This window comes from Melioribacter sulfuriphilus (assembly GCF_052656625.1).
Genome location: NZ_JBQXXK010000004.1, coordinates 19,430 through 42,699, shown reverse-complemented (window position 1 = coordinate 42,699; position 23,270 = coordinate 19,430). Strand labels below are relative to the sequence as shown.

The following is a 23,270-nucleotide window of genomic DNA, read 5'->3' as shown; positions in this document are numbered from 1 at the left end:
AATAAAAGCTATAAATGTTCACCAGATTTAAGTAGAAGTTCAAATAGTTTGAGATCGTCTTCTGTAGTTATTTTGAAATTAAGTGACGATCCTTCTACAATTTTCACTTTGTTACCGTTCCGATAGAACAACATCGATTCATCAGTGCCAAGGAAATTCTCTTTAGCTGCTTTTTCAAAAGCTTCTTTGAAAATTCCGTACCTGGCACCCTGAGGTGTCTGTGCATAATAATATTTTGACCTATCCAAATAAGAATTAACAAAACCTTCACCTTCGATTAAAGTATCTTTTGCTTTAATAGCTGTAACGAAACAACCAAATTTTTTTGCCGCATCTACGGAAGAAATTAAAATATTATCGGTTACAAGTGGTCTTACAGCATCGTGTACTATAACTATGTCTTCATCAAATGCATCGTCAATCGAATTCAAAGCGTAATAAACAGAATATTGTCTTTCTGACCCGCCGGTAATTATTTTTTTCAATTTGTCGAATGAGTATTTATCTTTAATTTCTTTCAATTGAGTGATATAATCTTTATGTGTAGCAACTATAATTTCACTTATTATCGATGATTTTTGGAATTTATGTAGTGTGTATGCAATTATTTCTTTACCATTGACACGGATAAATTGTTTAGGAACAGACGACTTAAGTCTTTTGCCTGTTCCGCCTGCTGGTATAATTGCGATAACTTTTTCCATAATATTTAGAGAATTAACATTGCATCACCGTAACTCAGGAAACGGTATCCTTCCTTCAATGCCTTTTTGTAAGCCTTCATCGTAAAATCGTATCCTGCAAAAGCAGCTGTGAGCATTAGTAGTGTCGATTCGGGTGCATGGAAGTTAGTTATCAACTTTTTAGTAATTTTGAAATCGTAAGGCGGAAAGATGAATTTGTCAGTCCAGCCTTTGTTGGGTTTCGAAAAACCTTCAGCCGTAACGCTGCTTTCAAGAGCACGACATGTACTCGTTCCAACTACAAACACATTTTTTTTACTTTTAAGAGCTTTATTTATTATTTCAGAAGTCTCTACCGGAATTTCATAATATTCTGAATCCATTCTGTGTTTTGTTAAATCTTCAACTTCAACGGGTCTGAATGTGCCGAGTCCTATGTGTAGAATTACTGACGCAAATTGTATTCCTTTCTTTTCGATTTTCTTTACGAGTTGAGGAGTAAAATGAAGACCGGCAGTTGGAGCAGCAACCGAGCCGTCGATTTCTGCGAAAATAGTTTGATAATTTTCACGGTCTTCTGGAACAGGGTCGCGTTTAATGTAAGGTGGTAAAGGAGTATTACCGATTTCTTCAATTGCTTTGAATATGTCGCCAGCATCTTCATTGAACCTGACAGTTCTACCACGTGAAGTTGTATTGTCAATAACTTCACACCAGAGTTTATCGTTAAAATAGATTCTATTGCCAATTCTTACTTTTCTTGCCGGGTCAACGATTACATCCCAGATATTTTCCTCTTTGTTAAGCTCACGTAGGACAAAAACTTCAATCTTTGCATTTGTCCTTTCTTTTTTGCCGATAAGGCGCGCTTGCATAACTTTTGTCTTGTTAATAACGACGACGTCACCTTTGTCCATATAGTCGATTATGTCGGAAAAGACTTTGTGCTCAATTTCTTGAGTTGCTCTGTTAAGCACCATTAATTTTGCTGCATCTCGTGGATTAACTGGAAATTTTGCAATGGCAGTCTTAGGTAAATTGTATTTGAAATCCGATAGCTTCATTATTTCCTCGTCTCCTTTTTGTCAAAAAATATTTCGGCTGCCCCATTATAGAGGCAGCCTTGTAATTTAATCAGGATTATTTTCTTTTCTTGGTTGTCTTGGCAACTTTTTTCTTAGTAGCAGTTTTAGCAGCTTTTGCTTCTTTAATTGCTGCCTGAGCTGCTGCAAGGCGTGCAATTGGTACGCGGAAAGGTGAACAACTTACGTAGTCGAGACCGATATTGTGGCAGAATTCGACCGACTTGGGTTCGCCACCATGTTCACCGCAGATACCAATTTTAAGATCGGGTCGGGTAGCACGTCCTTTTGTTACGCCAATTCTCATCAATTCACCAACACCTTCCTGATCGATTGACTGGAATGGATCTTCGGGAAGTATTTTCTTTTCAAGATAATCCGGGAGGAATCCACCTATATCGTCACGCGAAAATCCAAATCCCATTTGTGTAAGGTCGTTTGTACCGAATGAGAAGAATTGTGCATACTCGGCAATTTTATTTGCAGTTATTGCAGCACGAGGAATTTCAATCATAGTACCTGTCAGATGTGGAATTTTTTTCAAACCAAATTTTTCACATACTTCTTGATGAACACGAACAACGATATCATATTGGTGCTTCAATTCGTTAACATGACTTACAACCGGAATCATAATTTCGGGGAAAGGCTTTTTACCTTCTTTGATTAATTCTGCAGCAGCTTCGAAAATTGCACGAACTTGCATTTCAGTAACTTCGGGGAATGTAATTCCAAGACGAACGCCTCTGTGTCCCATCATAGGATTATTTTCATGTAGCGATTCAGCACGTTCGTTTAATTCTTCGAGCGTAATGCCGAGGCTATTGGCAAGCTTTTCTCGTTCATCCTGACGATTTGGTACGAATTCATGCAATGGTGGATCGAGTGTTCTGATTGTGACACCGTATTTATCCATTGCTTCGAGAGTACCTTTTATATCAGCTTTTACATACGGGAATAATTCGTCGAGAGCATTCCTTCTTTCTTCTTCAGTTTTAGAAACAATCATTTTGCGTAGTTTGGAAAGGGGTTCCTCTGAATTCTTGCCGTAGAACATATGCTCGGTTCTGAAAAGACCAATGCCTTCTGCACCGAAAGCTCTTGCTTTGATAGCATCTTCTGGTGTGTCGGCATTAGTTCTGATTTTGAGTTTTCTGAATTGATCGCACAATTTCATCAATTTCTGGAAGTATGGATTCTCTTCGGCAGCTTTAATCATTGGTAATTCGCCGAGATAAACAACGCCTTTGGTGCCGTTGAGTGTAATCCAATCGCCTTCTTTAAGAGTGTAACCGTTAGTGGTCATTGTTTTTTCACTGAAATTGATTTTTATGGAGCCAGCACCAACAATACAGCATTTACCCCAGCCACGTGCTACCAAAGCTGCGTGAGAAGTCATACCTCCTCTTGCAGTTAAAATAGCTTCGGCTGCGCGCATTCCTTCGATATCTTCTGGATTGGTTTCTTCGCGTACAAGAATAACTCTTTTACCTGCTTTAGCCCATTTAACAGCATCTTCGGAAGTAAATACAATTTGTCCGCTTGCGCCGCCAGGTCCTGCAGGCAAACCTTTTGCAACCATTGTTGCTGATGTTTCTGCTTTCGGATCGATAATCGGGTGAAGAAGTTCGTCCAGCTGTGAAGGATTAACGCGTAAAACTGCTTCTTCTTTTGTAATTAATTTTTCCTGCAACATATCGAGCGCCATTTTTACGGCTGCAGGTCCATTGCGTTTACCAACTCGGCATTGCAGCATATAAAGTTTGCCTTCTTGAATTGTAAACTCGATATCGAGCATATCGCGGTAATGTTTTTCGAGTACTTTCTGATAGCCGAGCAATTCTTTATAAACCTTTGGCATTGCTGTTTCAAGCGAGGGAAGATGCTTATTGTGTTCGGATTTTCCGACTTCGTTGATTGGATTGGGAGTTCTAATTCCGGCAACTACGTCCTCGCCCTGTGCGTTTGGTAACCATTCGCCGTAGAAATAATTTTCGCCGGTAGCAGGATTTCGTGTAAATGCAACACCGGTGGCTGAAGTGTCGCCCATATTTCCGAATACCATCGACTGAACGTTAACTGCAGTTCCCCAATCGTCGGGTATTCCTTCGAAACGACGGTATGCAATAGCACGTTTACCCATCCAGCTCTGGAATACTGCAGCAATTGCGCCCCACAATTGTTCCATCGGATCTTCCGGGAAAGGTTTTCCCAGTACTTCCAGAACCTTAGCTTTGTAGATTTCAACAAGTTCTTTCAAATCATCTGCAGTAAGGTCGACATCGCTTTGATAGCCTTTTGCTTCTTTCATTTTTTCGAGTTCAGCTTCGAGCTGTTGACGTACGCCCTTACCTTCTTCTGGTTCGATTCCTGCAGCTTTTTCCATAACTACATCCGAATACATCTGGATTAAGCGGCGGTGCGAATCGTATACAAAGCGGGGATTGTTTGTCTTTTTAATCAATCCTTCGCGTGTTTCGTTGTTTAATCCTACATTCAGAATTGTTTCCATCATACCGGGCATCGAAGCTCTGGCACCCGAACGTACTGAAACAAGCAACGGATTGTCTTTGTCTCCGAATTTTGCTCCCATTACATTTTCAACCTTCTTGAGTGCGTCGAGTACCTGCTGCTTGAGCTCTTTCGGATATTTTTTGTTGTTTTTGTAGTAAGCGGTACATACTTCGGTTGTGATTGTAAATCCTGCAGGTACAGGCAATCCAATGTTAACCATTTCTGCAAGGTTTGCACCTTTACCGCCAAGAAGCTCCTTCATGTCTGCTCTTCCTTCGGCTTTCTTACCTCCGAAGAAATAAACATATTTTGGAGTCTTGGGCTGCGATTGTGACTTACTTTTTGCCATTATTTTACCTCCAATTAGTTATTGTGAGTGGGATTATGTTTTATTTTATCAATTATCATTTTTTCAAAAGTCTCGGCGTCTTCCATTCTTAAAGAAATCTTTAGATAGAAAATATCGATGTCGTCCAGCTCCTTTGAATATTTTGTCAGTTTGACTGCATCTTTCTGTGTAGTAAGAACCGAATATGCATTCGTATCGTAAAACTGCTTACGTATTGCCTGTACTTCCTTCAAAGTATAATTTTTGTGATCGGGGAAGAGCATTTTATTGGTAAAATCAATATCGTTTTTTTCGAGTACATTGAGGAATGAATGTGGCTTTGCAATTCCGCAAACTATTAAACTTTTTTGTCCCTTGAAATCTTCTAACGAATACTTTTTGTGTGTCTTTACGTCGTAAATTCCTTCGACTTCGTAATATGCTTGAAAAATGGGTTTACTATCGAAGTGATGTTTCAGTGATTCTGGGAGATAATAATTGTCGAGGAATTTGCGATTTAAAATTATGATATCTGCGCGTTTAAGTGAATCGAACGGCTCTCGCATATTGCCGAGTGGCAATAACTGTTGTTCTCTACTACCTGCTTTGTTTATAAAGCGCTGGTCGATTATCACGATGTCGATATCCCTGAAAATCCATCTATGTTGAAAAGCATCGTCGAGTATTATGGCTTCGATATCAGTCTCTTCAATCATTCGCTTGCAGCCATCAACCCGGTTTTCCGAAACTGCTGTTGGAAGATTTGTCTCAGTAGTTATAAAATGCATTTCATCTCCACAATCGTCAACGGTTGCGAAAATATTATTTCCATCGGAGACCAGCAGATACCCGCTTGTTTTACGGCGATACCCACGGCTCAGAATTCCCGTTTTAATTCCATTCTTTTTCAAAATGTCCGCAATATATAAAACTGCTGGAGTTTTACCCGAGCCTCCCACCGTTATGTTACCGACCGAAATCACTTTCGCATCAACTTTTTCTGTTTTAAAGATTCCCTTGTCGAACAGATAGTTTCTTAATCTCATCGCCAAATAATAGAAGGCAACCAAAGGTGCCAATAATATTCTTATCAGGTCAATCAATTTTTTCTGCTTCCTGTTGAAGTTTATTCAAAGCAATTTCACATTCATTAATAAGTTTAGTAGTTGCATCGTAATCGAGTTCCTTATCGATGTAAATAGGTTCGGAATATATTACGTTAATTTTAGTAAAAGGAAGAGGGAATTCGAATTTATCCCAGCTGTTGAAACAAATTTTATTTTTTATCGATATGCCGGCCAGAAATAGAGCAACGCCAGCTTTCTTGGCCGTAACTACAGCTCCGGCTTTCATTACATGTCGAGGGCCTCGCGGTCCATCGGGTGTAATTACCAGATTGTATTTTCCTCGCAAAAGTGTAATCATTTCTTCAAGAGCTTCCTTTCCTCCAATATGACTTGAACCACGAACAACTTTAAAACCCCACTTATCAAGTATGTGGTATAGTACATCTCCATCCTTGCTCCTACTTACCAGAGCGGCGGAATTTAAATTTTTATGCAAATACCATCCGGGTATCATCGAGCCGTGCCAGAAAGCAACCACAAAATTTTTACCTTTTTCAATCATTTCATCCAGATGGTTCCCATTTATTCGTTTTATTCTGTAAGTTTTTACCAAAGTATTAATTAAAAAGTATCCAGCTCTAATGCCCAAGTAACGGGCAATTTTTTTTTGAAAATTGTTAAGCTTCATTTAGTTGGCTGTAAATTAATTCCGCTGCTCTTCGGGAAGCGCCCGAATTTCCAAGCATCAATTTTATTTTACTCAATTTGTTTTTTATTTCATCATACTTTTGAGGATTATTGAGTATCTCGTTTGAGATATTGATAATCTTGTCTGCCTTAAGGTCATTCTGGATCAATTCCTCAACGACTTTTTCTCCAAGCAATATATTCGGCATTGCAATATGCTCGAGCCTTACAAACATACGACCCAACAAATAAGTGATTATATTGGTTGAATATACTACGACAAATGGAAGACCGAGCAATGCTGCTTCAAGTGTGGATGTACCAGATTTTACAATACCAAAATGTGCATACTTGTAAAGCTCGTATGTATGTCCTTTAATAATTTTATAATTATTGTTACCAAATTTCTGGTATATCGAAGTATCGATGTTATCGGCGCAAGCCACTACAATTTGTAAATTGTTGTTGCTCGCAATTTTTTGGGCAGCCGGAAGAATTATTGGAAAAATTTTTTCAATTTCATGTTTCCTGCTTCCTGGTACAAGTAATAAAATTTCTTTGTTTATGTCGAGATTGAATTGTTTAAAGAAATCATTCCGCGGTATGAATTCGTAATTTTCAATCTTCTCAATCAAAGGATGTCCGACATAACTGACATCGATATTATTGTCTTTGTACAATTTTTCTTCGAAAGGGAAGACGACGATCATTTTGTCGATTATTTTTTTTATTATCTTAATTCTTCTTCTACCCCATGCCCATACTTGCGGCGAAATGTAATAGAAGTTCTTTAATCCCAGTTTTTTGAATTTATTTGCGATTCGAAGATTGAATCCCGGATAGTCGATTAATATAGCATTTCGAATTTTGTGTTTATTAACTAAATCGATCAGTTGATTGCGCACTTTTCTGATAAAAGGTAGATGTCGAATAATCTCAGTTACACCTAAGAATGCCATACGTTTAATGTGAACAACAGGCTGAAGACCAGCGGAAATCATACGGTCGCCCCCTATTCCGTAAAATTCGATTGTCGGGTCGATTTTTTTAATTTGTTTTATTAGTTCTGCCCCGTGCAAATCACCTGAGGCTTCGCCTGCTATGATCATAATCTTTTTGTTCAATTTGTAACCAAATAAAGTATTATTAACAATAATACGGTAATGGAAATTGCCTGAAGAGTACGTCGTTCGGATTTAAGTCCGGCTTTAAGATTAAATTCCGGTTGGGGGAGTCCGGGGTTATTATATTTCGAAAAAGTCGGTATCCATCTCGGAACTTGATTGCAATAATCTTCGTAAGGTTTGCCGAATTTTTTTCTCAAATAGTTTTCTTCTTCTTTTATGATTACGCTGTACTGCCATATAAAAAATGCAAGAGCAATAATCAGTAAATATGGATAAAGTGCCATCGACATAACGCCAATACCCGTATAAATCAAGAGATTGCCAAAGTAGAGAGGATTACGCACTTGTGCAAATGCTCCCGATACTACGAGATAAGTTCCCCCGACACCTCCCGTAGTTCGTGTTTCGCTACCGGCATACGATACTCCCCAGAGTCTAAAAAATTCTCCTACCAGAACAATTATAAATCCAACAATCAGGCTTGCAGGAGTAGCTTGCTGGAATATCAACATCAACAATAAAAAAGGAATAGGAGTATAACTTCTGTACTTGAAAATTTTTGTTGCAAAATTGCTCATAGTTATCCTTGAATATAAACTTCTCTTCTTTTTAACTGTGCCTGGAAACGTTTTTTCAAGCGTTTCTTTGTGCCAAGTTCGTTTAATTTATTAATTACATCGTCAAAATTTTCAAAAGGAAAGTACGTGATCCTATTGATTTCGCAGTAACGCAGGAGCGAACCTTTCGCAAAAATAAAATCACAATATTGAGCAGGACATAAGTCGGAATAACCATCACCAATATAGACGGTATAGTCTTTATCGTCAGAATAATTAATGATATGATTTCTTTTACAGTTGGCGCATCTGTGACATTCTTCATCAGTATAAGGAAACTCAGGATAAAAGCCGCCGTGAGCATCAAAAACAAGTTTGTTTGAAAAACGTTGAACAAACGATAAATTTTCTTTTTTCAATATCCGGTCGATATAATAATCGAGTCCGTCGCTTACAATGCGAAGTTCATGGTTATTATTTTTGCAATAGTCAACGAAAGTTTTAAATGATTCGTCGATTTCCTGTAAATCAATAAAATTGTTGAATTCGTTTTTATCCAGATTCTCGATTGTACTACAGAGGAGGCGCCAAGATTCTCTGGAATTTATTTTATGGTCGATCCAATCGCGTACGATTTTGTCGGCTTTTTCTTTATCGCCAAATCGAAGGAATAATATTTCTCCGACGTCGTTTTTGGTGATTGTTCCGTCGAAGTCAACAAATATTTTAAATGTTATTTTCGAAGTAATCAACTTTGTGTCTCCGGAATTTCTTCGAATCGCACACCAACAAGTTTCGATATTCCTTCTTCCTGCATGGTAACGCCGTACATAGTTTCAGCTGCTTCCATTGTCCTTTTATTGTGCGTTACAATGATAAACTGAGTATCCTTGCTGAATTCTTTTAATAGTTTGGTAAACCGATCGATATTGGCGTCGTCGAGTGGCGCGTCCACTTCGTCGAGTATACAGAAAGGTGAAGGCTTAACGAGATAAATAGCAAAGAGGAGGGCGGTGGCAGTGAGGGTTTTTTCACCACCCGAAAGTAATTCAATCGAAGTTGGACGTTTGCCTTTCGGTTTTGCCATTATTTCAATTTTTGCTTCAAGTGGATCGACACCTTCTTCCAGCTTAAGGTCGGCTTCGTCGCCTGGATTGAAAAGAGTCTGGAATATCTTTATGAAATTCTCTCTAATTTTTTCAAATGTATCGAGGAATAAATTTTGTGCCGTGTCGTTTATTTCGTTGATTGTGTTAATCAAGTCCTTCTCGGATTCAATTAAGTCGTCTCTTTGTTTGAGAAGGAAATCGAGTCGCTTCTTTTCTTCTTCATATTCTGAATATGCCAGCAAGTTCACCGGTCCGAGATTCTTCAACTTTTCTTTGAGGTCGTGTACTTCTTTCGATATTTCTTCGAAGTTGAATTCGTGCAAGTCGTGGAATTCTTTCAATTCGAGTTCTACGTTGTAGTTTTCGCGTATATGTTCTTTCAACGTTTCTATTTTATAGTTGATTTCACTTTCCTTTATATCGAATGAATGGATAGCATCAGAAATCTCCTGTCGCTTATTTCGTAAATCGCGCAATTGATTTTCATAAGAAGAAGCTTCGTCTTTTATTTTTCTCAACTCGTCGGCAATTTTATTTTCTTCTTCACGTATAGCATTTCGTTCGCCTTCAAGGATATCGAGCTCAGCGATTAATTCTTCAATTCGAGTTCTTAGCTCTTCGGTTTCAAGTTGATTATTTTTGATCGAAGCCTCTCTCTTTTCAATTCCTCTGGTAGAATTGATGATGTCAACTTCGTAGCGTTCAACTACAGACTTTATATTATTAATTTCACCGCGGAGTCGTTCCAGTTCGAGTTTTCTATCGTTAAAAGATTTTGTAAGTAGATTATATGAATCTTCTAATTCTTTCAAGTTAGTTTCAAATTCCGATATTTCCGAATCAATCTTTTCTTTCCTGATATATAATTCTTCCAGCGTTGAGTTGATTTCTGAAATCTGGGATTGAAGCATATTCGACTTCTCGGCCAGTTCAGTAATTTCGTGACGTGAGCTCTCTATCTCCTCATTTGCTTTTTTCTTTTCAAATTCGAGCTGTGAAATTTGCTTGTCGATGTTCAACAAATCGTTTGATATCAGTCGTTCTCTTTCTGAAAGATGTTTTAAGTCAATTTCAGAAATCCGCAATTCTACTTTTTCTATGCTTATTTTAATTTCTTCGAGCTCTTTTTCGTGTGATGGAAGTTGTGCTCTGAGATTTTCGAGTAGTTTACGCCTTCCGAAGAGAGTTTCGTCTTCTTTAGGAAGCGACCCGGCTATGATAATCCCATTGGATAATATAAGGTCACCTTCGAGAGTAGCCAATCCAAAATCAGGGAAGAGAGAGTGGAGACGTAAGCAGGTATTAAGGTCCTTTACAATCCCGATATTATTGAGAATCTGAATAAAGTAGGGTTCCCATTTTTTATCGGTTTCAACAAATTGAGCTGCCCATCCGAGAAAGCCTTCTTCCTTTTCAATTTTTTTTGCTCGCCTTCTTTGTGCAAAACTGTTCAGTTTTCCGATAATCGAAGTTTTGACCTGGTTGTTTTTGAGCAAATAAAATGAAGCTTTGCCGAGCTGGTTTTTTTTCAAATAATCGACTGCTTTTACGAGCTCGTCTGTACTTTCTATCAAAAGGTTATTGAGCACAGATTTTAGAGCTGCTTCGAGTGCAAATCTAAATTCTTCTTTTGTATTGCCGACATCGGCAAAGATGAGTTTTTCTTTTTCGGTCCATTCGTCATTTTCTATAAGAATTTTTGAGCCGTTTGAGAGTCCCTCGAGGTTTGTAATTAGTGTCTGGATGAAGTCGATTTTTTCCTTCAGGGAAACGAGCAAGGTTTTCTTTTCTATTTCGGATTCTTTTAACAAATTGAGTTCGGTTTCGAGGTCGGCTTTTTCTTTCTGGCGTATGGTCAATTCCAGACCGGCTTCGTTTAATTTTTTCTCAGCTTCATTTCTTTCATTGTTCAGTTCTTCAATAAATCCAACCGTCTTGGCTATTTTGTTGGTTATATCCTGTATCTTGGTATTTAAGCGTTCAATGCTGGAAGAATGTGAATCGAGTTCTTTATTGAGAGCTGAAAGATAATTTTCTTTGTCCGATATTTCTCTTAGAATTGCAAATCTCTTTTCCTGTAGTTCTCTTAATTCTTTTCGTTTGGATTCAAGCTCTGCACGTTTAGTCTCAATTGTTTTCTCGGTGGTTTGCAGATCCGTCGTACCGTTTTCCAGCTCCGTCTCAATATTTTTAAGTTTTTGTTCTGCTTCTTCCCTTGAAAATTCAGTATCTTCAATTAAGTTACGAAACTCTTCAATTTCGTTAATCAACCGATCGTGGTTAGATGACAATGAATTAAGGCGTTCCTGTGAGACCGACAGGCTCTTTTGATTGTTGTGAATCGAATCTGTTATCTCTGAAATTTCTTTTCTTTTCTTCTGAAGTGCGGCGTCGACTTCGTTAATCTTGTTCCTGTAGTCAATTAGTTGATTTTCAATTTCACGTATTTTTTTGTCGATTTCATCTTTCTGTATTTTAAATGATTCAATTTCTGAATGGAGTTGATTTTTCTTTTCGTAATAAAGCGCAAACTCGCGTTCGGCGAGGTCGAGTTCTTTATCTCTAAGAATCGATTGAATTTGAGTGTATTGATTTGCTCGTTTAGCCTGTCGTTCAAGCGAACGAACGGATTTTTCGACCTCTGAAACGATATCATTTACTCTGGTCAAATCTGCTTTTACATCATCGAGCTTTTTTAGAGAAAGTCTTCTGCGCAGTTTGTATTTGTTTACGCCTGCCGCCTCTTCGAACAATCGCCTTCTTTCTTCTGCTTTGCTACTTAATATAGTTTCGATCATCTTGAGTTCGATTACTGAATAGGCATTAGTACCAATACCCGTGTCCATGAAGAGATTAGTAATATCTTTCAGACGGCAAATGTTTTTATTGAGCAGATACTCGCTTTCTCCCGAGCGGAAGATGCGACGTGTGATTGTAACTTCAGAATATTCGGTTGGAAGAATGCCTTTGTCGTTTACTAAAGTTAAGGATACTTCGGACATTCCCATCGGCTTTTTGAATCGAGTGCCGTTGAAAATGACATTTTCCATTTTATCGCTGCGAAGCGTCGTTGTTTTTTGTTCGCCCAGAACCCAGCGAATTGCATCGACTATATTTGTCTTTCCACAACCGTTCGGCCCTACTATGCCGGTTATACCGCGATTGAAATTTATTACGGTTCTGTTTGCGAACGACTTAAAACCGAATATTTCCAGTTTAGATAAAAACAATTCCGCCTCTTAGTGTAATAAAGTCTCGTATTCTTTCAACGTGTTAATAATATAATATCCTGTCGAATTCGTTGCCTGCAAATAAAGAGTAATAAAAAACAAAATTGCAATTATGGTAGCAAATCCATAGAAATAAACTTTTAACGGATGTAATTCCGTCAATATATAAACAGCTTTCAAAATTCTAAACAAAATCCAGAGACAAAGCATTAATAAAATCGTAAGAGCAATAATGTTTATTGTATCGATTGCCAGTATTTTATACAATACCAGTTCGACTGGCAACACAATCGTGAAGGGTAAAAACGACCACACGATAGCATAAAATAAAGTTTGAAAGTCAATTTCGTTTTTTAAAGGCAATGAAAATAATTTTAGCACAATAGCAAGGAATACCATTTTAACGAGGAAAAAGAGATATAAAAATATAAATGATTCTTCCGGGTGCCATGCAAGATAATTCATTAAATCGATTAATTTGTACGAACCAATATCAACAAGCAATTTTTCGAACAAAATATTCGTACGCAAGTAGTAAAGCAATATTGTAAAAAGGAGCGACATTGAGCCGACTTCTATAAAGAGTAATAGATAAGTATGAATACCCGATAAAATTCTGTGATCTCTTAAGTCGGCAAAAAAGTTATAACTTCTAAATAAAGCACGGCTGCAATCGTCTTTAAATTTTTTGCGCCAGTTAATTACAAATGCCATTAATATCGAAATACCAAGTGAAATTAATATGAATAATGGTTTGTTCTCGTTTATGCTCGTACCAATTGGAATGGTAACTTTGGATAAATTTTTCAACCTCGATTCAATAACTCGATAGCTGAGGCTATTAGTTGCATCCGGCCGATTGAATAGCGCAATCCTTGTGTAATTATTCTCTGAGGAACCACCATAAAAAGAAGAATAGGCGCTTTTGAAATTATATACTGTATTTATAATAAAACCGATCTCCTCTTTAAGCGTGATATCCAGAAATTTGTCAAAATAATAAGCCTGTGCTTGAGTGGAATTGTTTACTAAATATCCCGATGCATTTCCATAATAGTCGGGATATGTTACCTCGCTTAGAAAATAGGGATGCTTGAGTTCTTTAAATTCCGCTTCGATTTTTTCAATTGGGTATGAATAGAGCTCAATTCCGTATAGATCGAGAGCATTTGAGAAGATGCTGGGGATACCTGCAAAAGATGCATATGTTACGTAGCCTTTTTGTTTTATATCAGAAGCAATTTCATCAATGAAATTTTTTGTTGCCTCCGAATTAGGTAAGAATGAGCTGCCAAGACCTACAATGAAAATATTCGAAAAATGAGTATAGTTTTCGATCAAATCGTTTAGTATTCCTTTATACCTCATTCTATACTCTTTGGTCGTGAAAATCTCTTCTGGAACAGAATTTAATGGCATCTCAATCAATGGCAAAAGTCCAATCTCTCTGCATATTTTTATTGCATAAGGATTGGGATATTGCTTGGCAAATCGTACTGAATTGAATCCGGCGTTCTTAATTCGAATCAGCTGCTCTTTAATCTTTTCTTGTGCCGATAAATTATCATACTCGCCATCGTTGAAATAATAAGTAGAACCCTTTATTGTAAAATGCCTGCCGTTAAGTAAAATTTTCCCTGAATTAACTTTTAATTCCGTTAATGCAAAATTTGTAACTGTACGGTCTGTCAAGGAATCGTTTATAAACAAACTTGTCTTGATTAAATAATATTCGGGATTCTCAGGAGACCAGACTGCAGGATTTTTTAATTTTATGTTAAATGTATTTTTATTTTCACCTGCTTTCAACTCAGGCAATGTAAAAGAGAATCTTTCTGGCTCAATAGAATTGCTTACAGGCTGAAATTCGAATTCCAAACGGTAATTTGAATATGAATTCTTATTTAGTGAAAGATTAATTGCGGCATCAATCGAAATGCCTGATTGAGTAAAATTTGTTTTGAAATTAATCTCTTTCAAATAATTTCTGGGCTTTACAGTAAGATATACGTTTCTGATGATGCCATTGTAATTACGTGGGGTCAGGAACTGCTGTCTAACAGGTATCGTAGTTTTTGAATCGACGTCGGAATAAACTTTGACAATAAGAGTATTTTTACCAACTCGAAGAAGGTCTGATGGAAGCTCTACTTCGAAAGGAATTTCAGCGGCTGACTTTTTAAAAATCAAAGAATTATTTACAGAAATGTCTGCAGAGTAATTAATTCCTTCGAAAAAGAGGGAGTAAGTTTTATTTTCTTTTTCAGAAATATAAAAACTTGTTTCGAAATTAATAGAAGACGTCCCTTCGAAAATGGCGGGTATGTTTAATTTTGTTTTTGATTCGTTATCCGGGTAAACTTTCCAGTTTTTGTTTAAGAATAGTACGTTGCGAGTTGCTGTCGAGTCAATCATTTTGAAACTCTTTTCCGAATATAGAGATTTTATTAAAACACCGGAAAAGGCGTTGAAGTAAGTTGTAAGGAATATTATAAAGATTATCAAATTTTTAATCATTGTATGGAAAGTATAAAAAATAAACCCTCAAATATAAAGAAATAAGGGGGGCATATCAATTTTGATATGACTCTTATTGTGCGGATTCGATAATTTTTATGAACGAGTCTGCTTTAAGGCAGGCTCCTCCTACAAGTGCACCATCGATATCGGGTTGGGACATCAATTCTGCTGAATTTTCTGGCTTAACGCTACCGCCATACTGAATAATTAGTTTCTCTGCGAATTCGGTCGAATAGAGTTCTCCTATCAGTTTGCGAATGAATGCATGGACTTCCTGGGCCTGTTCAGGTGTTGCCGTATTTCCGGTACCGATAGCCCAGACTGGTTCGTATGCAATGATCAGATTTTTAAGTTCGTCAGCGTTGAGACCTTGCAGTCCCTCGCGCACCTGTGTTTCGATAACTTTAAACGTAACTCTGTTTTCACGTTCTTCCAGTGTTTCGCCGATGCAAAAAATGGGATGCAAATCGTTTTCAACGGCAGCTTTAATTTTTTTGTTAATTAATTGATTCGATTCGTGGAAGATAGTCCTTCTTTCGGAGTGGCCTAAAATTACATATTGACACCCAACGCTTTTTAACATTAGAGGTGAAATTTCACCTGTAAATGCGCCGCTCTTTTCAAAATACATATTTTGAGCGCCTAATTTAATTTGAGTGTTTTTAATTAAACTACTGGCAGCATCAAGCGAGGTGAAAGGGGGGCAAATTATAATCTCTACGTTTAACGATTTTGATGCCAGCAAATTTTTAATTTCTGAAATAAGAGCAACGGAAGAATCGAGGTCGTTATTCATCTTCCAGTTACCTGCAACAACCTTTTTACGCATAGATTAACTCACAATTTATGAATGGAAAATTAATTCACAGCTTCAACTCTTCTTACTCCCGGTACCTCTCGTATAAGAGCTCTTTCAACGCCAGCTCTTAATGTCATTTGCGACATGGGACATTCGATACAGGCTCCGGTGAGTTTAACTTCTACAATCCCCTCCGGGGTTACCTGGACAAGTTCTATATCTCCTCCGTCGGCACGTAGATAAGGACGGATATTTTCCAATGCTTTTTCTACTTTTTCTTTTAATTTATCGTTCATAACTAACCTCTTAATTTCCTAAAACAATTTTAGGAATTGAATTTTGAGAACTTGCTTCTACCTGTTTTGCTAGGTTACGGGCAATCTCAAGAATAATTTTTGCTTCTTCGGAATCAGGATTTGAAATTACTATCGGTTTTCCATAATCGCCTCCAACGCGGATATCGGGATTTATTGGAATCTTTCCGAGTAGAGGAACTGAAAATTCTTTAGATAGTTTTTCACCCCCGCCGCTTCCAAATATATCATATTTTTTTCCTGTATCCGGAGCGATAAAATAACTCATATTTTCAACTATTCCAAGAATTGGCACATTTACCTTCTGGAACATTCGCGCTGCTTTTTTTACATCGGCAAGCGATATATCCTGAGGCGTAGTAACAATTACTGACCCACTTAAAGGGATTGTCTGTACAAGTGTAAGTTGTATGTCACCAGTCCCTGGAGGAAGGTCAAAAATTAAGTAATCAAGTTGAGCCCAGTTGACGTCTGTCATGAATTGTTTAATTGCTCCACTTGCCATTGGTCCGCGCCAGATTACAGGTGAATCCTCGTCAATTAAAAATCCGATTGAAATAGTTTTAATACCGTAACTTTCGAGTGGCAGCATTTGCCCTGTTAGAGGATCTTGATAAATTCGGGGATTCTTATCGATTCCAAGCATTAGAGGGATGCTCGGACCATAAACATCAGCATCAATCAAACCAACCCTGGCACCTTCCTTAGCAAGGGCTACCGCCAGATTAACCGATACTGTGCTTTTCCCGACTCCACCTTTACCGCTTGCAATAGCAATTGTATATCTTACATCTGGGAGAAGGGAATTTGCAGTAGCTGTTGTTTTTTGTGCTGTCGATTTATTCTTGATCTCGATATTGCCAATATCCGGCAACGCTTTTTTTATTTCAGCTATACATTCTTCTCTGATTTTATTCTGATAGCTCGATGTAGAAGTAGGTAAGTCTATTTCTACTGTAACAGAAGAATTGTATATATCAATATTCTTTATAAAATTTGCCGATACAATGTCTTTTCCCGTAGCAGTATCAATCACGTTCCGCAATGCATCGAGTATATCTATTTTTTTAAGCTCCGACATTTATCCTCCATTTTTAAGATACAAAAATACTAATTTTTGATTAGACTACATAATAAACAAATTTTCTCACATCTCGGTTCGTAAGTGAAAGATGAATTAAATGAGCATAAAAAAATAATGCAATATACTTGACAATAAAGTTAAGTAAGCTTAAATTTCGGCAAAAAAATTTGCTTATGACGACTATTTCGAAAGAAAATTATCTGAAATTAATTTACAATTACAATGCACGTGGCATTGCAGCTTCAACCTCGCAGATAGCTAAGGAATTAAATGTATCTAACTCTGCTATAAGCGACATGGCAAAAAAGCTTTCTAAAGAAGGTTTGATAATATACGAGAAATATAAAGGGATGAAATTGACGAGGCGAGGTGAACACGAAGCATTGAAAGTGCTCAGAAAACACCGTCTTTGGGAGCTGTTTTTGCAATCGGTACTAGAAATTCCATGGAGTAAATTGCACGATGAAGCGGAAAGACTGGAGCATCACACTTCGGAATATTTAATCGACAAAATCGATTCATATCTGGGTTATCCGAGGTTTGACCCTCACGGTCATCCTATACCGAAAAAAGATGGGACTATTGAAGGCGCCGATATGTTGATTCCAATGCTCGAGTGTACCGAAGGCAAAAGATATAAATTAAAGCAGGTAGATGACAAAGATGTCGATCTAATTAAATATTTAACAGACATTGGTTTGCTATTGGATACTGAGTTTGAATTTATCGACAGAATTCGATACGACAATTCGATCAAAATAAATTATGGCAAGAAAGAGACTATTTTAAGTGAAAAAGCCGCAAGTAACCTGCTTGTGAAAGAATTAACCAAGGGGGAAATGTGATGGTTCTTTATTTTATATTAACAGTATTAGTTGTGCTGATGGCAATATGGATTAAAAAATTGTTGGGCAGAAGGTGGGAAATTTCTGACAAGGAATTAATTGAAGATACACTGAAACATCTTTATAATTCTGAAGAAACAAGTATTGAAACTGATGAGAATACACTCTCGAAAGTATTGTCAATATCCACCAAACGAGCAGCGAGATTAATTAAAAAGCTTGAAGCCAGTGGGCTTACTCAGAATGTAGATGGCAAACAAAAACTTACAAAAAATGGCCGTTCCTATGCTTTAAAAATTGTGAGGGTTCACCGTCTGCTTGAAAAATACTTTGCAGAAAACACGAGTATAAACGAAACCGAATGGCATAAAATAGCCGAGGAAAAAGAGCATCAAATTGATGATGACAAAGCCAGAGAACTTGCGGCTCAACTTGGTAATCCTTTGCGAGATCCTCACGGTGACCCAATTCCTACAGCAAAAGGAGAAATTTATTCACATAACGGTATTCCTTTGTCAAAGTTGGAAATCAATGATTTTGGCAATATAGTTCATATCGAAGATGAACCTAAAAATTTGTACAAGGAGATTTCAGAATCTGGTATTTATCCTGGTATGCAAATTCAAATAAAAGATAAATTCGAGGGTGGTATCGAAATAAAAGGCGATGGCAAGCATCAATTTATTTCGAATGAAGCGGCGGATAACATTTCTATCGTACCACTAAATAAAGATGAGATTATTAAACAGGATTACCTACCCTTATCGAGTCTCGAAGTAGGTGAGGAAGCCGAGGTTGTCGGAATTTCAAAGGCATTGAGAGGAATGCAAAGAAGGCGATTACTTGATTTCGGGATTGTGCCGGGCACACGCATTCGAGCCGTCTTGAAAAGTCTTGGTAATGACCCCGTAGCTTACGAATTGAGAAGTACTCTGATTGCTTTACGTAAAAATCAATCGGATTATATATTTATAAGAAAAATCGGGAAAGATAAATGAATACTACTCACGATTCAAAGAATTTGGTAAAACTCGGTATCGACATGACCAATGTGGATTTTATTATTGCTTTAGCAGGGAATCCGAACACCGGGAAAAGTACTGTATTTAACAGTTTGACGGGCTTGCAACAGCATACCGGTAATTGGCCTGGTAAAACAGTTACAAGAACTGAGGGGGCATTTAGTTATTTGGGACACAAATACAAAATTGTCGATTTACCAGGAACATATTCGCTCCTGTCTACGAGTACAGACGAAGAAATTGCACGGGATTTTATTCTGTTTAGCAAACCGGATGTAACAATAATAGTAGCCGATGCCACGCGCTTGGAACGCAATTTAAATTTGACACTCCAGGTACTCGAAATAACAGATCGCGCCATCTTATGTCTTAATTTAATTGATGAAGCAAGAAGGCATAATATAAAAGTTGATCACATAAAGCTCTCGGAGATTCTCGGTATTCCAGTAGTCCCAACTGCCGCACGTCAGAAGGAGGGAATACCTGAATTACTAGAAACTATCCATAAAGTTGTTACAGGAGAAATTAAATGTAAGCCATACAGAGTAAATACAAATTTCAAAAATGTGGCGCCGGCAGTCGAAAAATTAGAAAGTAAAATTAAAGCCTTGTTCCCCGAGCTCCCTAATACACGCTGGATTGCCCTGCGATTACTTGAGGGCGACCAGAAAATAATTGACGCAGTACGCAGTGGGGAAATAGGTAAATTAATTTTAGAAGAGATGGAAGGTTGATCCATGAAAAACGAACGTGAATTAATTATCGAAGAAGCCGAAAAACTTCGGTGGGAAGTTGGTGAAAACTTACACGATTCGCTTTTAGAAAGCATCTATAAAAGCGCCGAAGAAATAAGCAGAAAAGTTGTAAGTAAAAATGATGCAGATAAAATATCCCGTAAAAATATCGATTATTTAATTGATAAGATTGTTACGAACAAATGGACGGGATTACCAATAATGTTTTTACTGATGGCTATCGTATTCTGGATAACGATTGTCGGGGCAAATTATCCTTCCTCTTTCCTGGCGACAGTTTTGGTTGATACTCTTCATCCTTTAATAAAAAATTTATTTGTTTCGTTATCCTCACCTGAATGGCTTACAGGTGCATTAATTGACGGTGGATATCTGGCGGTTGCATGGGTTGTAAGTGTAATGTTACCGCCTATGGCAATCTTTTTCCCGTTATTTACTCTACTCGAGGATTTTGGATATCTGCCGCGAGTTGCATTCAATATGGATGGAATATATAAACGGGTAGGCGCTCACGGAAAGCAGGCACTTACAATGAGTATGGGATTCGGTTGTAACGCCGCAGGAGTTATTGCTGCCCGTATAATCGATAGTCCTCGTGAGAGATTAATTGCAATTATTACTAACAATTTTTCGCTTTGTAACGGAAGATGGCCTACGCAAATTTTGATTGCATCCATATTTATAGGTAATCTCGTGCCGCCATATTTAGCAGGTATTGCATCAGCAGGGGCAGTTGTCGCTATTGCTGTTTTAGGAGTAGTTCTCAGTTTGGTAGTATCATGGGGACTTACGCGCACTGTATTGAAGGGCGAGCCTTCTGCATTCAGTCTTGAATTGCCACCTTATCGGCCGCCGAGAATACTGCAAATTTTGTATACATCATTGATTGACCGTACAATATTTGTTTTATGGCGGGCTATTGTATTTGCATTTCCAGCGGGCATAGTAATCTGGTCAGTTGCAAATATTAATATAGATGGCATTAGCATAGCCGAACATTTTATCGACTGGGCTAATCCTTATGCTATGTTGATTGGATTGAATGGTGTAATAATTTTAGCTTATATAATAGCAATCCCTGCTAATGAAATTGTGATACCGACAATATTAATGTTGACAGTTTTATCTTTGAAAATAAGTGGAGTAGGAGCAGGCGCAGGTGTGATGTTCGAAATGGATAATCCGGCAGATGTAGCTGAATTGTTAAAACTTGGAGGGTGGACGGCTTTGACGGGAATTAATTTGATGTTAATCAGTTTATTACATAATCCTTGTTCTACTACTATTTACACCATCTATAAAGAAACTAAGAGTATTAAATGGACTGTGGTTGCAACATTACTACCGATAGCTTTAGGCTTGCTGGCCTGCTATACTACTACGCAGCTGTGGAATTTCTTTGCCTGATTATTTATTCTTTGCTTGGGTAGATTTCATGTGTGCTTGGGTTACATATTTAATTAAGTATTCTTGATGATTTAAAGGTTTTTCCGTATAAACCGGATGATTAAATACATACTTGCCTGTAGGCAATAAAATTCTTGCTTTTTGATTGTCCCGCAAGCATGTATTTAGAATTTTCTCTTTTATGAATTTACGCAGTTTGGGATCTTCTACAGGGAATGTAACTTCGACGCGTCTATCGAGATTCCTTTGCATTAAATCCGCACTGCTCAAATAAAGTTCTTCATTTCCGTTGTTGTAGAAGTAATAGATTCTATTGTGTTCCAGAAAACGGCCGACTATACTGATTACTCTAATATTTTCACTCAAACCTGGAACTTGTGGTACCAGGCAACAAATTCCTCTTACAATTAGATCAATCTTTACCCCTTGATTAGAAGCTTCGTAAAGTGAGGCTATTATTATCGGATCGACCAGCGAATTGAGCTTGAAAATCATCCTACCTTTGCCACCCGATTTTACATTCACTATTTCACGGTTTATAAGCTCCAAAAACGTTTGTCTTTTGTTTACTGGGGCAACCGACAATTTCCTGAATTTTTTTTGTTCGGAGTATCCGGTCAGATAATTAAAAATTTCCGAAACATCGGCGCAAATTTCTTCGTCGGCAGTGAAAAGTCCTAAGTCGGTATATAACTTTGCAGTTGTTGTATTATAATTGCCGGTGCTAAGATGCACATATCGTTTAACGCCATCAGGTTCTTTGCGAACAACGAGCGTCATTTTTGCATGTGTTTTAAGACCAACAAGTCCATATACAACATGCACACCGGCTTTTTCGAGTTCTCGAGCCCAGTATATATTATTCTCTTCGTCAAATCGTGCTTTTAATTCTACAAGAACGGCTACCTGCTTTTTGCTTTCAGCAGCTTCTATCAGGTATTTTACAATAGGTGAATTCTGGCCTATTCTGTAAAGTGTTTGTTTTATTGCCAGAACGTCGGGATCTCTCGAAGCTTCTTTAATAAAATCCACCACTGGCGTGAATGATTCATAAGGATGATTTAAAAGAATGTCTTTCTTCGCAATTAACGAAAAAATATTTTCTTCCTCATCAAGATTAATAGAAGGCGCTGGATAAAAAGGTTTTTCTTTCAAGTGGGGGAGTGATAGGTCGTATAAAATCATTAAATCGGCAAGTCCCAGATTGCCGTCAATAATGTGTACATCGTTGCGTGTTATCTCGAGATTTTCGACGAGTGTATCGAGCATATAATCAGGCATATTGCTTTCGACTTCAAGTCTTACTACAGAACCAAACTTTCGCAGGCGAATATTTTCTTCGATTAACTGCAGCAAGTCGTCGGCTTCGTCTTCCTGAATTTCGAGATCGGTATTTCGTGTAATTCTGAATCGATATGCTTCTACAACATCGAGTCCCGGAAAAAGGATGTGTAAATTGGACTTTATAAGATCGCCAATCCACACGTATTTAATAGTATTACTATTCTGAGAAGAAGAATTACAACCAATAATATGGTCGATTCTCAAAAGTCTCGGTAAAATGCTCGGAATTTTTACTCTGGCAAAATGTTTCTCGCCATCTGGTTTTTTTACCAGAATTGCAAAGCTAAGACTGAGATTCGATATGTATGGAAACGGTCTTCCAGGGTCAAATGCAAGTGGAGTAAGAACGGGATAAATTTCTTTCAGAAAATATTTGTTAAGACCATCTTTTTCTTCTTGTGTCAGTTCATTGATGTCGCAAATATAAATGTTATTGTCTCTAAGCTCAGGAATTACTGTCGTGTGCCAGTAATTGTAAATTTGTTTAACCATAGGCTGGACGGTTTCTTCAATTTTTGCGAGCTGTTCTAACGGCGTAAGTCCGTCAATTGAAGTTTCAAAAACCCGCGCTCTAATTTGCTCTTTCAAACCAGAAACACGAATCATATAAAATTCGTCGAGATTCGAAAAGAAGATGGAGATGAACTTTACTCTTTCGAGTAGAGGCAGATTCGGATTGGTAGCTTCTTCGAGTACACGTCTGTTAAATTCCAGCCAGCTCAATTCCCGATTGAAGAAGTTTTCACTCTTGAAATATTTCTTTATATATTCTTTTGTGAGTTTCATTTCTCGTAAC

16 protein-coding genes and 1 pseudogene are annotated in these 23,270 nt (G+C 37.6%); 3 read left to right on the top strand and 14 right to left on the bottom strand.

The annotated features are described in order from the left end of the window. Positions 1–8: 8 nt before the first annotated feature. The 13 genes from ispD to apbC form a co-directional block, all read right to left on the bottom strand. Positions 9–704, bottom strand: coding sequence for a 2-C-methyl-D-erythritol 4-phosphate cytidylyltransferase (ispD, locus tag ACUN8G_RS05775; RefSeq protein WP_437346549.1), 696 nt, complete (start codon positions 702–704; stop codon positions 9–11). Positions 705–709: 5 nt separating this feature from the next. Further along, entirely contained in the window at positions 710–1,747 is a 1,038-nt protein-coding gene (gene queA / locus ACUN8G_RS05770) for a tRNA preQ1(34) S-adenosylmethionine ribosyltransferase-isomerase QueA (RefSeq protein ID WP_437346550.1), read from the bottom strand. A 76-nt stretch (positions 1,748–1,823) separates the two neighbouring features. After that, positions 1,824–4,628 (bottom strand): pyruvate, phosphate dikinase, encoded by a 2,805-nt coding sequence (gene ppdK, locus ACUN8G_RS05765; protein WP_437346551.1) that lies wholly within the window; start codon positions 4,626–4,628, stop codon positions 1,824–1,826. Positions 4,629–4,642: 14 nt separating this feature from the next. Next, on the bottom strand, positions 4,643–5,710 hold the full coding sequence (lpxK, locus tag ACUN8G_RS05760) for a tetraacyldisaccharide 4'-kinase (protein WP_437346552.1): 1,068 nt from the start codon (positions 5,708–5,710) through the stop codon (positions 4,643–4,645). Continuing rightward, positions 5,703–6,362 carry a lysophospholipid acyltransferase family protein gene (locus ACUN8G_RS05755; RefSeq protein WP_437346553.1) on the bottom strand — a complete coding sequence of 220 codons (660 nt, stop codon included), beginning with the start codon at positions 6,360–6,362 and terminating at the stop codon, positions 5,703–5,705. The genes lpxK and ACUN8G_RS05755 overlap by 8 nt, the downstream gene beginning before the upstream one ends. Beyond that, positions 6,352–7,485 (bottom strand): lipid-A-disaccharide synthase, encoded by a 1,134-nt coding sequence (gene lpxB / locus ACUN8G_RS05750; RefSeq protein ID WP_437346554.1) that lies wholly within the window; start codon positions 7,483–7,485, stop codon positions 6,352–6,354. Before lpxB ends, ACUN8G_RS05755 begins: the two co-directional genes overlap by 11 nt. Further along, positions 7,482–8,066: a methyltransferase family protein gene (locus tag ACUN8G_RS05745; RefSeq protein WP_437346555.1), complete on the bottom strand. Its 585-nt coding sequence runs from the start codon at positions 8,064–8,066 to the stop codon at positions 7,482–7,484. The genes lpxB and ACUN8G_RS05745 overlap by 4 nt, the downstream gene beginning before the upstream one ends. Positions 8,067–8,068: 2 nt before the next feature. Beyond that, positions 8,069–8,797 (bottom strand): MtnX-like HAD-IB family phosphatase, encoded by a 729-nt coding sequence (locus ACUN8G_RS05740; RefSeq protein ID WP_437346556.1) that lies wholly within the window; start codon positions 8,795–8,797, stop codon positions 8,069–8,071. Further along, positions 8,794–12,384 carry a chromosome segregation protein SMC gene (smc, locus tag ACUN8G_RS05735; RefSeq protein WP_437346557.1) on the bottom strand — a complete coding sequence of 1,197 codons (3,591 nt, stop codon included), beginning with the start codon at positions 12,382–12,384 and terminating at the stop codon, positions 8,794–8,796. The genes ACUN8G_RS05740 and smc overlap by 4 nt, the downstream gene beginning before the upstream one ends. Positions 12,385–12,393: 9 nt before the next feature. After that, on the bottom strand, positions 12,394–14,799 hold the full coding sequence (locus tag ACUN8G_RS05730; protein WP_437346558.1) for a sugar-binding domain-containing protein: 2,406 nt from the start codon (positions 14,797–14,799) through the stop codon (positions 12,394–12,396). Positions 14,800–14,974: 175 nt separating this feature from the next. Next, positions 14,975–15,733, bottom strand: coding sequence for a triose-phosphate isomerase (tpiA, locus tag ACUN8G_RS05725; protein WP_437346559.1), 759 nt, complete (start codon positions 15,731–15,733; stop codon positions 14,975–14,977). 29 nt (positions 15,734–15,762) lie between these two features. Then, positions 15,763–15,999 (bottom strand): NifU family protein, encoded by a 237-nt coding sequence (locus tag ACUN8G_RS05720; protein WP_437346560.1) that lies wholly within the window; start codon positions 15,997–15,999, stop codon positions 15,763–15,765. 10 nt (positions 16,000–16,009) lie between these two features. Next, positions 16,010–17,098, bottom strand: a complete 1,089-nt coding sequence (gene apbC, locus ACUN8G_RS05715) for an iron-sulfur cluster carrier protein ApbC (RefSeq protein WP_437346561.1) — start codon at positions 17,096–17,098, stop codon at positions 16,010–16,012. Positions 17,099–17,274: 176 nt separating this feature from the next. Between apbC and ACUN8G_RS05710 the strand changes: the two genes are divergently transcribed. From ACUN8G_RS05710 to feoB, 3 genes and pseudogenes are all read left to right on the top strand, one after another. Further along, positions 17,275–17,946 (top strand): metal-dependent transcriptional regulator, encoded by a 672-nt coding sequence (locus tag ACUN8G_RS05710; RefSeq protein ID WP_437346562.1) that lies wholly within the window; start codon positions 17,275–17,277, stop codon positions 17,944–17,946. Continuing rightward, the gene (locus ACUN8G_RS05705; protein ID WP_437346672.1) at positions 17,946–18,944 is read left to right on the top strand and encodes a metal-dependent transcriptional regulator; all 999 of its coding nucleotides are present in this window, start codon (positions 17,946–17,948) and stop codon (positions 18,942–18,944) included. The genes ACUN8G_RS05710 and ACUN8G_RS05705 overlap by 1 nt, the downstream gene beginning before the upstream one ends. Next, positions 18,941–21,130 (top strand): annotated as a pseudogene (gene feoB, locus ACUN8G_RS05700) (ferrous iron transport protein B). The gene ACUN8G_RS05705 and the pseudogene feoB overlap by 4 nt, the downstream one beginning before the upstream one ends. Here feoB and ppk1 read toward each other — a convergent pair. Next, complete coding sequence (ppk1, locus tag ACUN8G_RS05695) at positions 21,131–23,260, bottom strand: polyphosphate kinase 1 (protein ID WP_437346563.1); 2,130 nt, start codon at positions 23,258–23,260, stop codon at positions 21,131–21,133. Positions 23,261–23,270 lie beyond the last annotated feature (10 nt).

Bases quoted from the DNA above. Each gene is read 5' to 3' on its own strand.
- ispD (WP_437346549.1), bottom strand. From the start codon at position 704: ATGGAAAAAGTTATCGCAATTATACCAGCAGGCGGAACAGGCAAAAGA.
- queA (WP_437346550.1), bottom strand. From the start codon at position 1,747: ATGAAGCTATCGGATTTCAAATACAATTTACCTAAGACTGCCATTGCA.
- ppdK (WP_437346551.1), bottom strand. From the start codon at position 4,628: ATGGCAAAAAGTAAGTCACAATCGCAGCCCAAGACTCCAAAATATGTT.
- ACUN8G_RS05755 (WP_437346553.1), bottom strand. From the start codon at position 6,362: ATGAAGCTTAACAATTTTCAAAAAAAAATTGCCCGTTACTTGGGCATT.
- ACUN8G_RS05745 (WP_437346555.1), bottom strand. From the start codon at position 8,066: ATGAGCAATTTTGCAACAAAAATTTTCAAGTACAGAAGTTATACTCCT.
- ACUN8G_RS05730 (WP_437346558.1), bottom strand. From the start codon at position 14,799: ATGATTGACTCGACAGCAACTCGCAACGTACTATTCTTAAACAAAAAC.
- tpiA (WP_437346559.1), bottom strand. From the start codon at position 15,733: ATGCGTAAAAAGGTTGTTGCAGGTAACTGGAAGATGAATAACGACCTC.
- ACUN8G_RS05720 (WP_437346560.1), bottom strand. From the start codon at position 15,999: ATGAACGATAAATTAAAAGAAAAAGTAGAAAAAGCATTGGAAAATATC.
- apbC (WP_437346561.1), bottom strand. From the start codon at position 17,098: ATGTCGGAGCTTAAAAAAATAGATATACTCGATGCATTGCGGAACGTG.
- ACUN8G_RS05710 (WP_437346562.1), top strand. From the start codon at position 17,275: ATGACGACTATTTCGAAAGAAAATTATCTGAAATTAATTTACAATTAC.
- ACUN8G_RS05705 (WP_437346672.1), top strand. From the start codon at position 17,946: ATGGTTCTTTATTTTATATTAACAGTATTAGTTGTGCTGATGGCAATA.
- ppk1 (WP_437346563.1), bottom strand. From the start codon at position 23,260: ATGAAACTCACAAAAGAATATATAAAGAAATATTTCAAGAGTGAAAAC.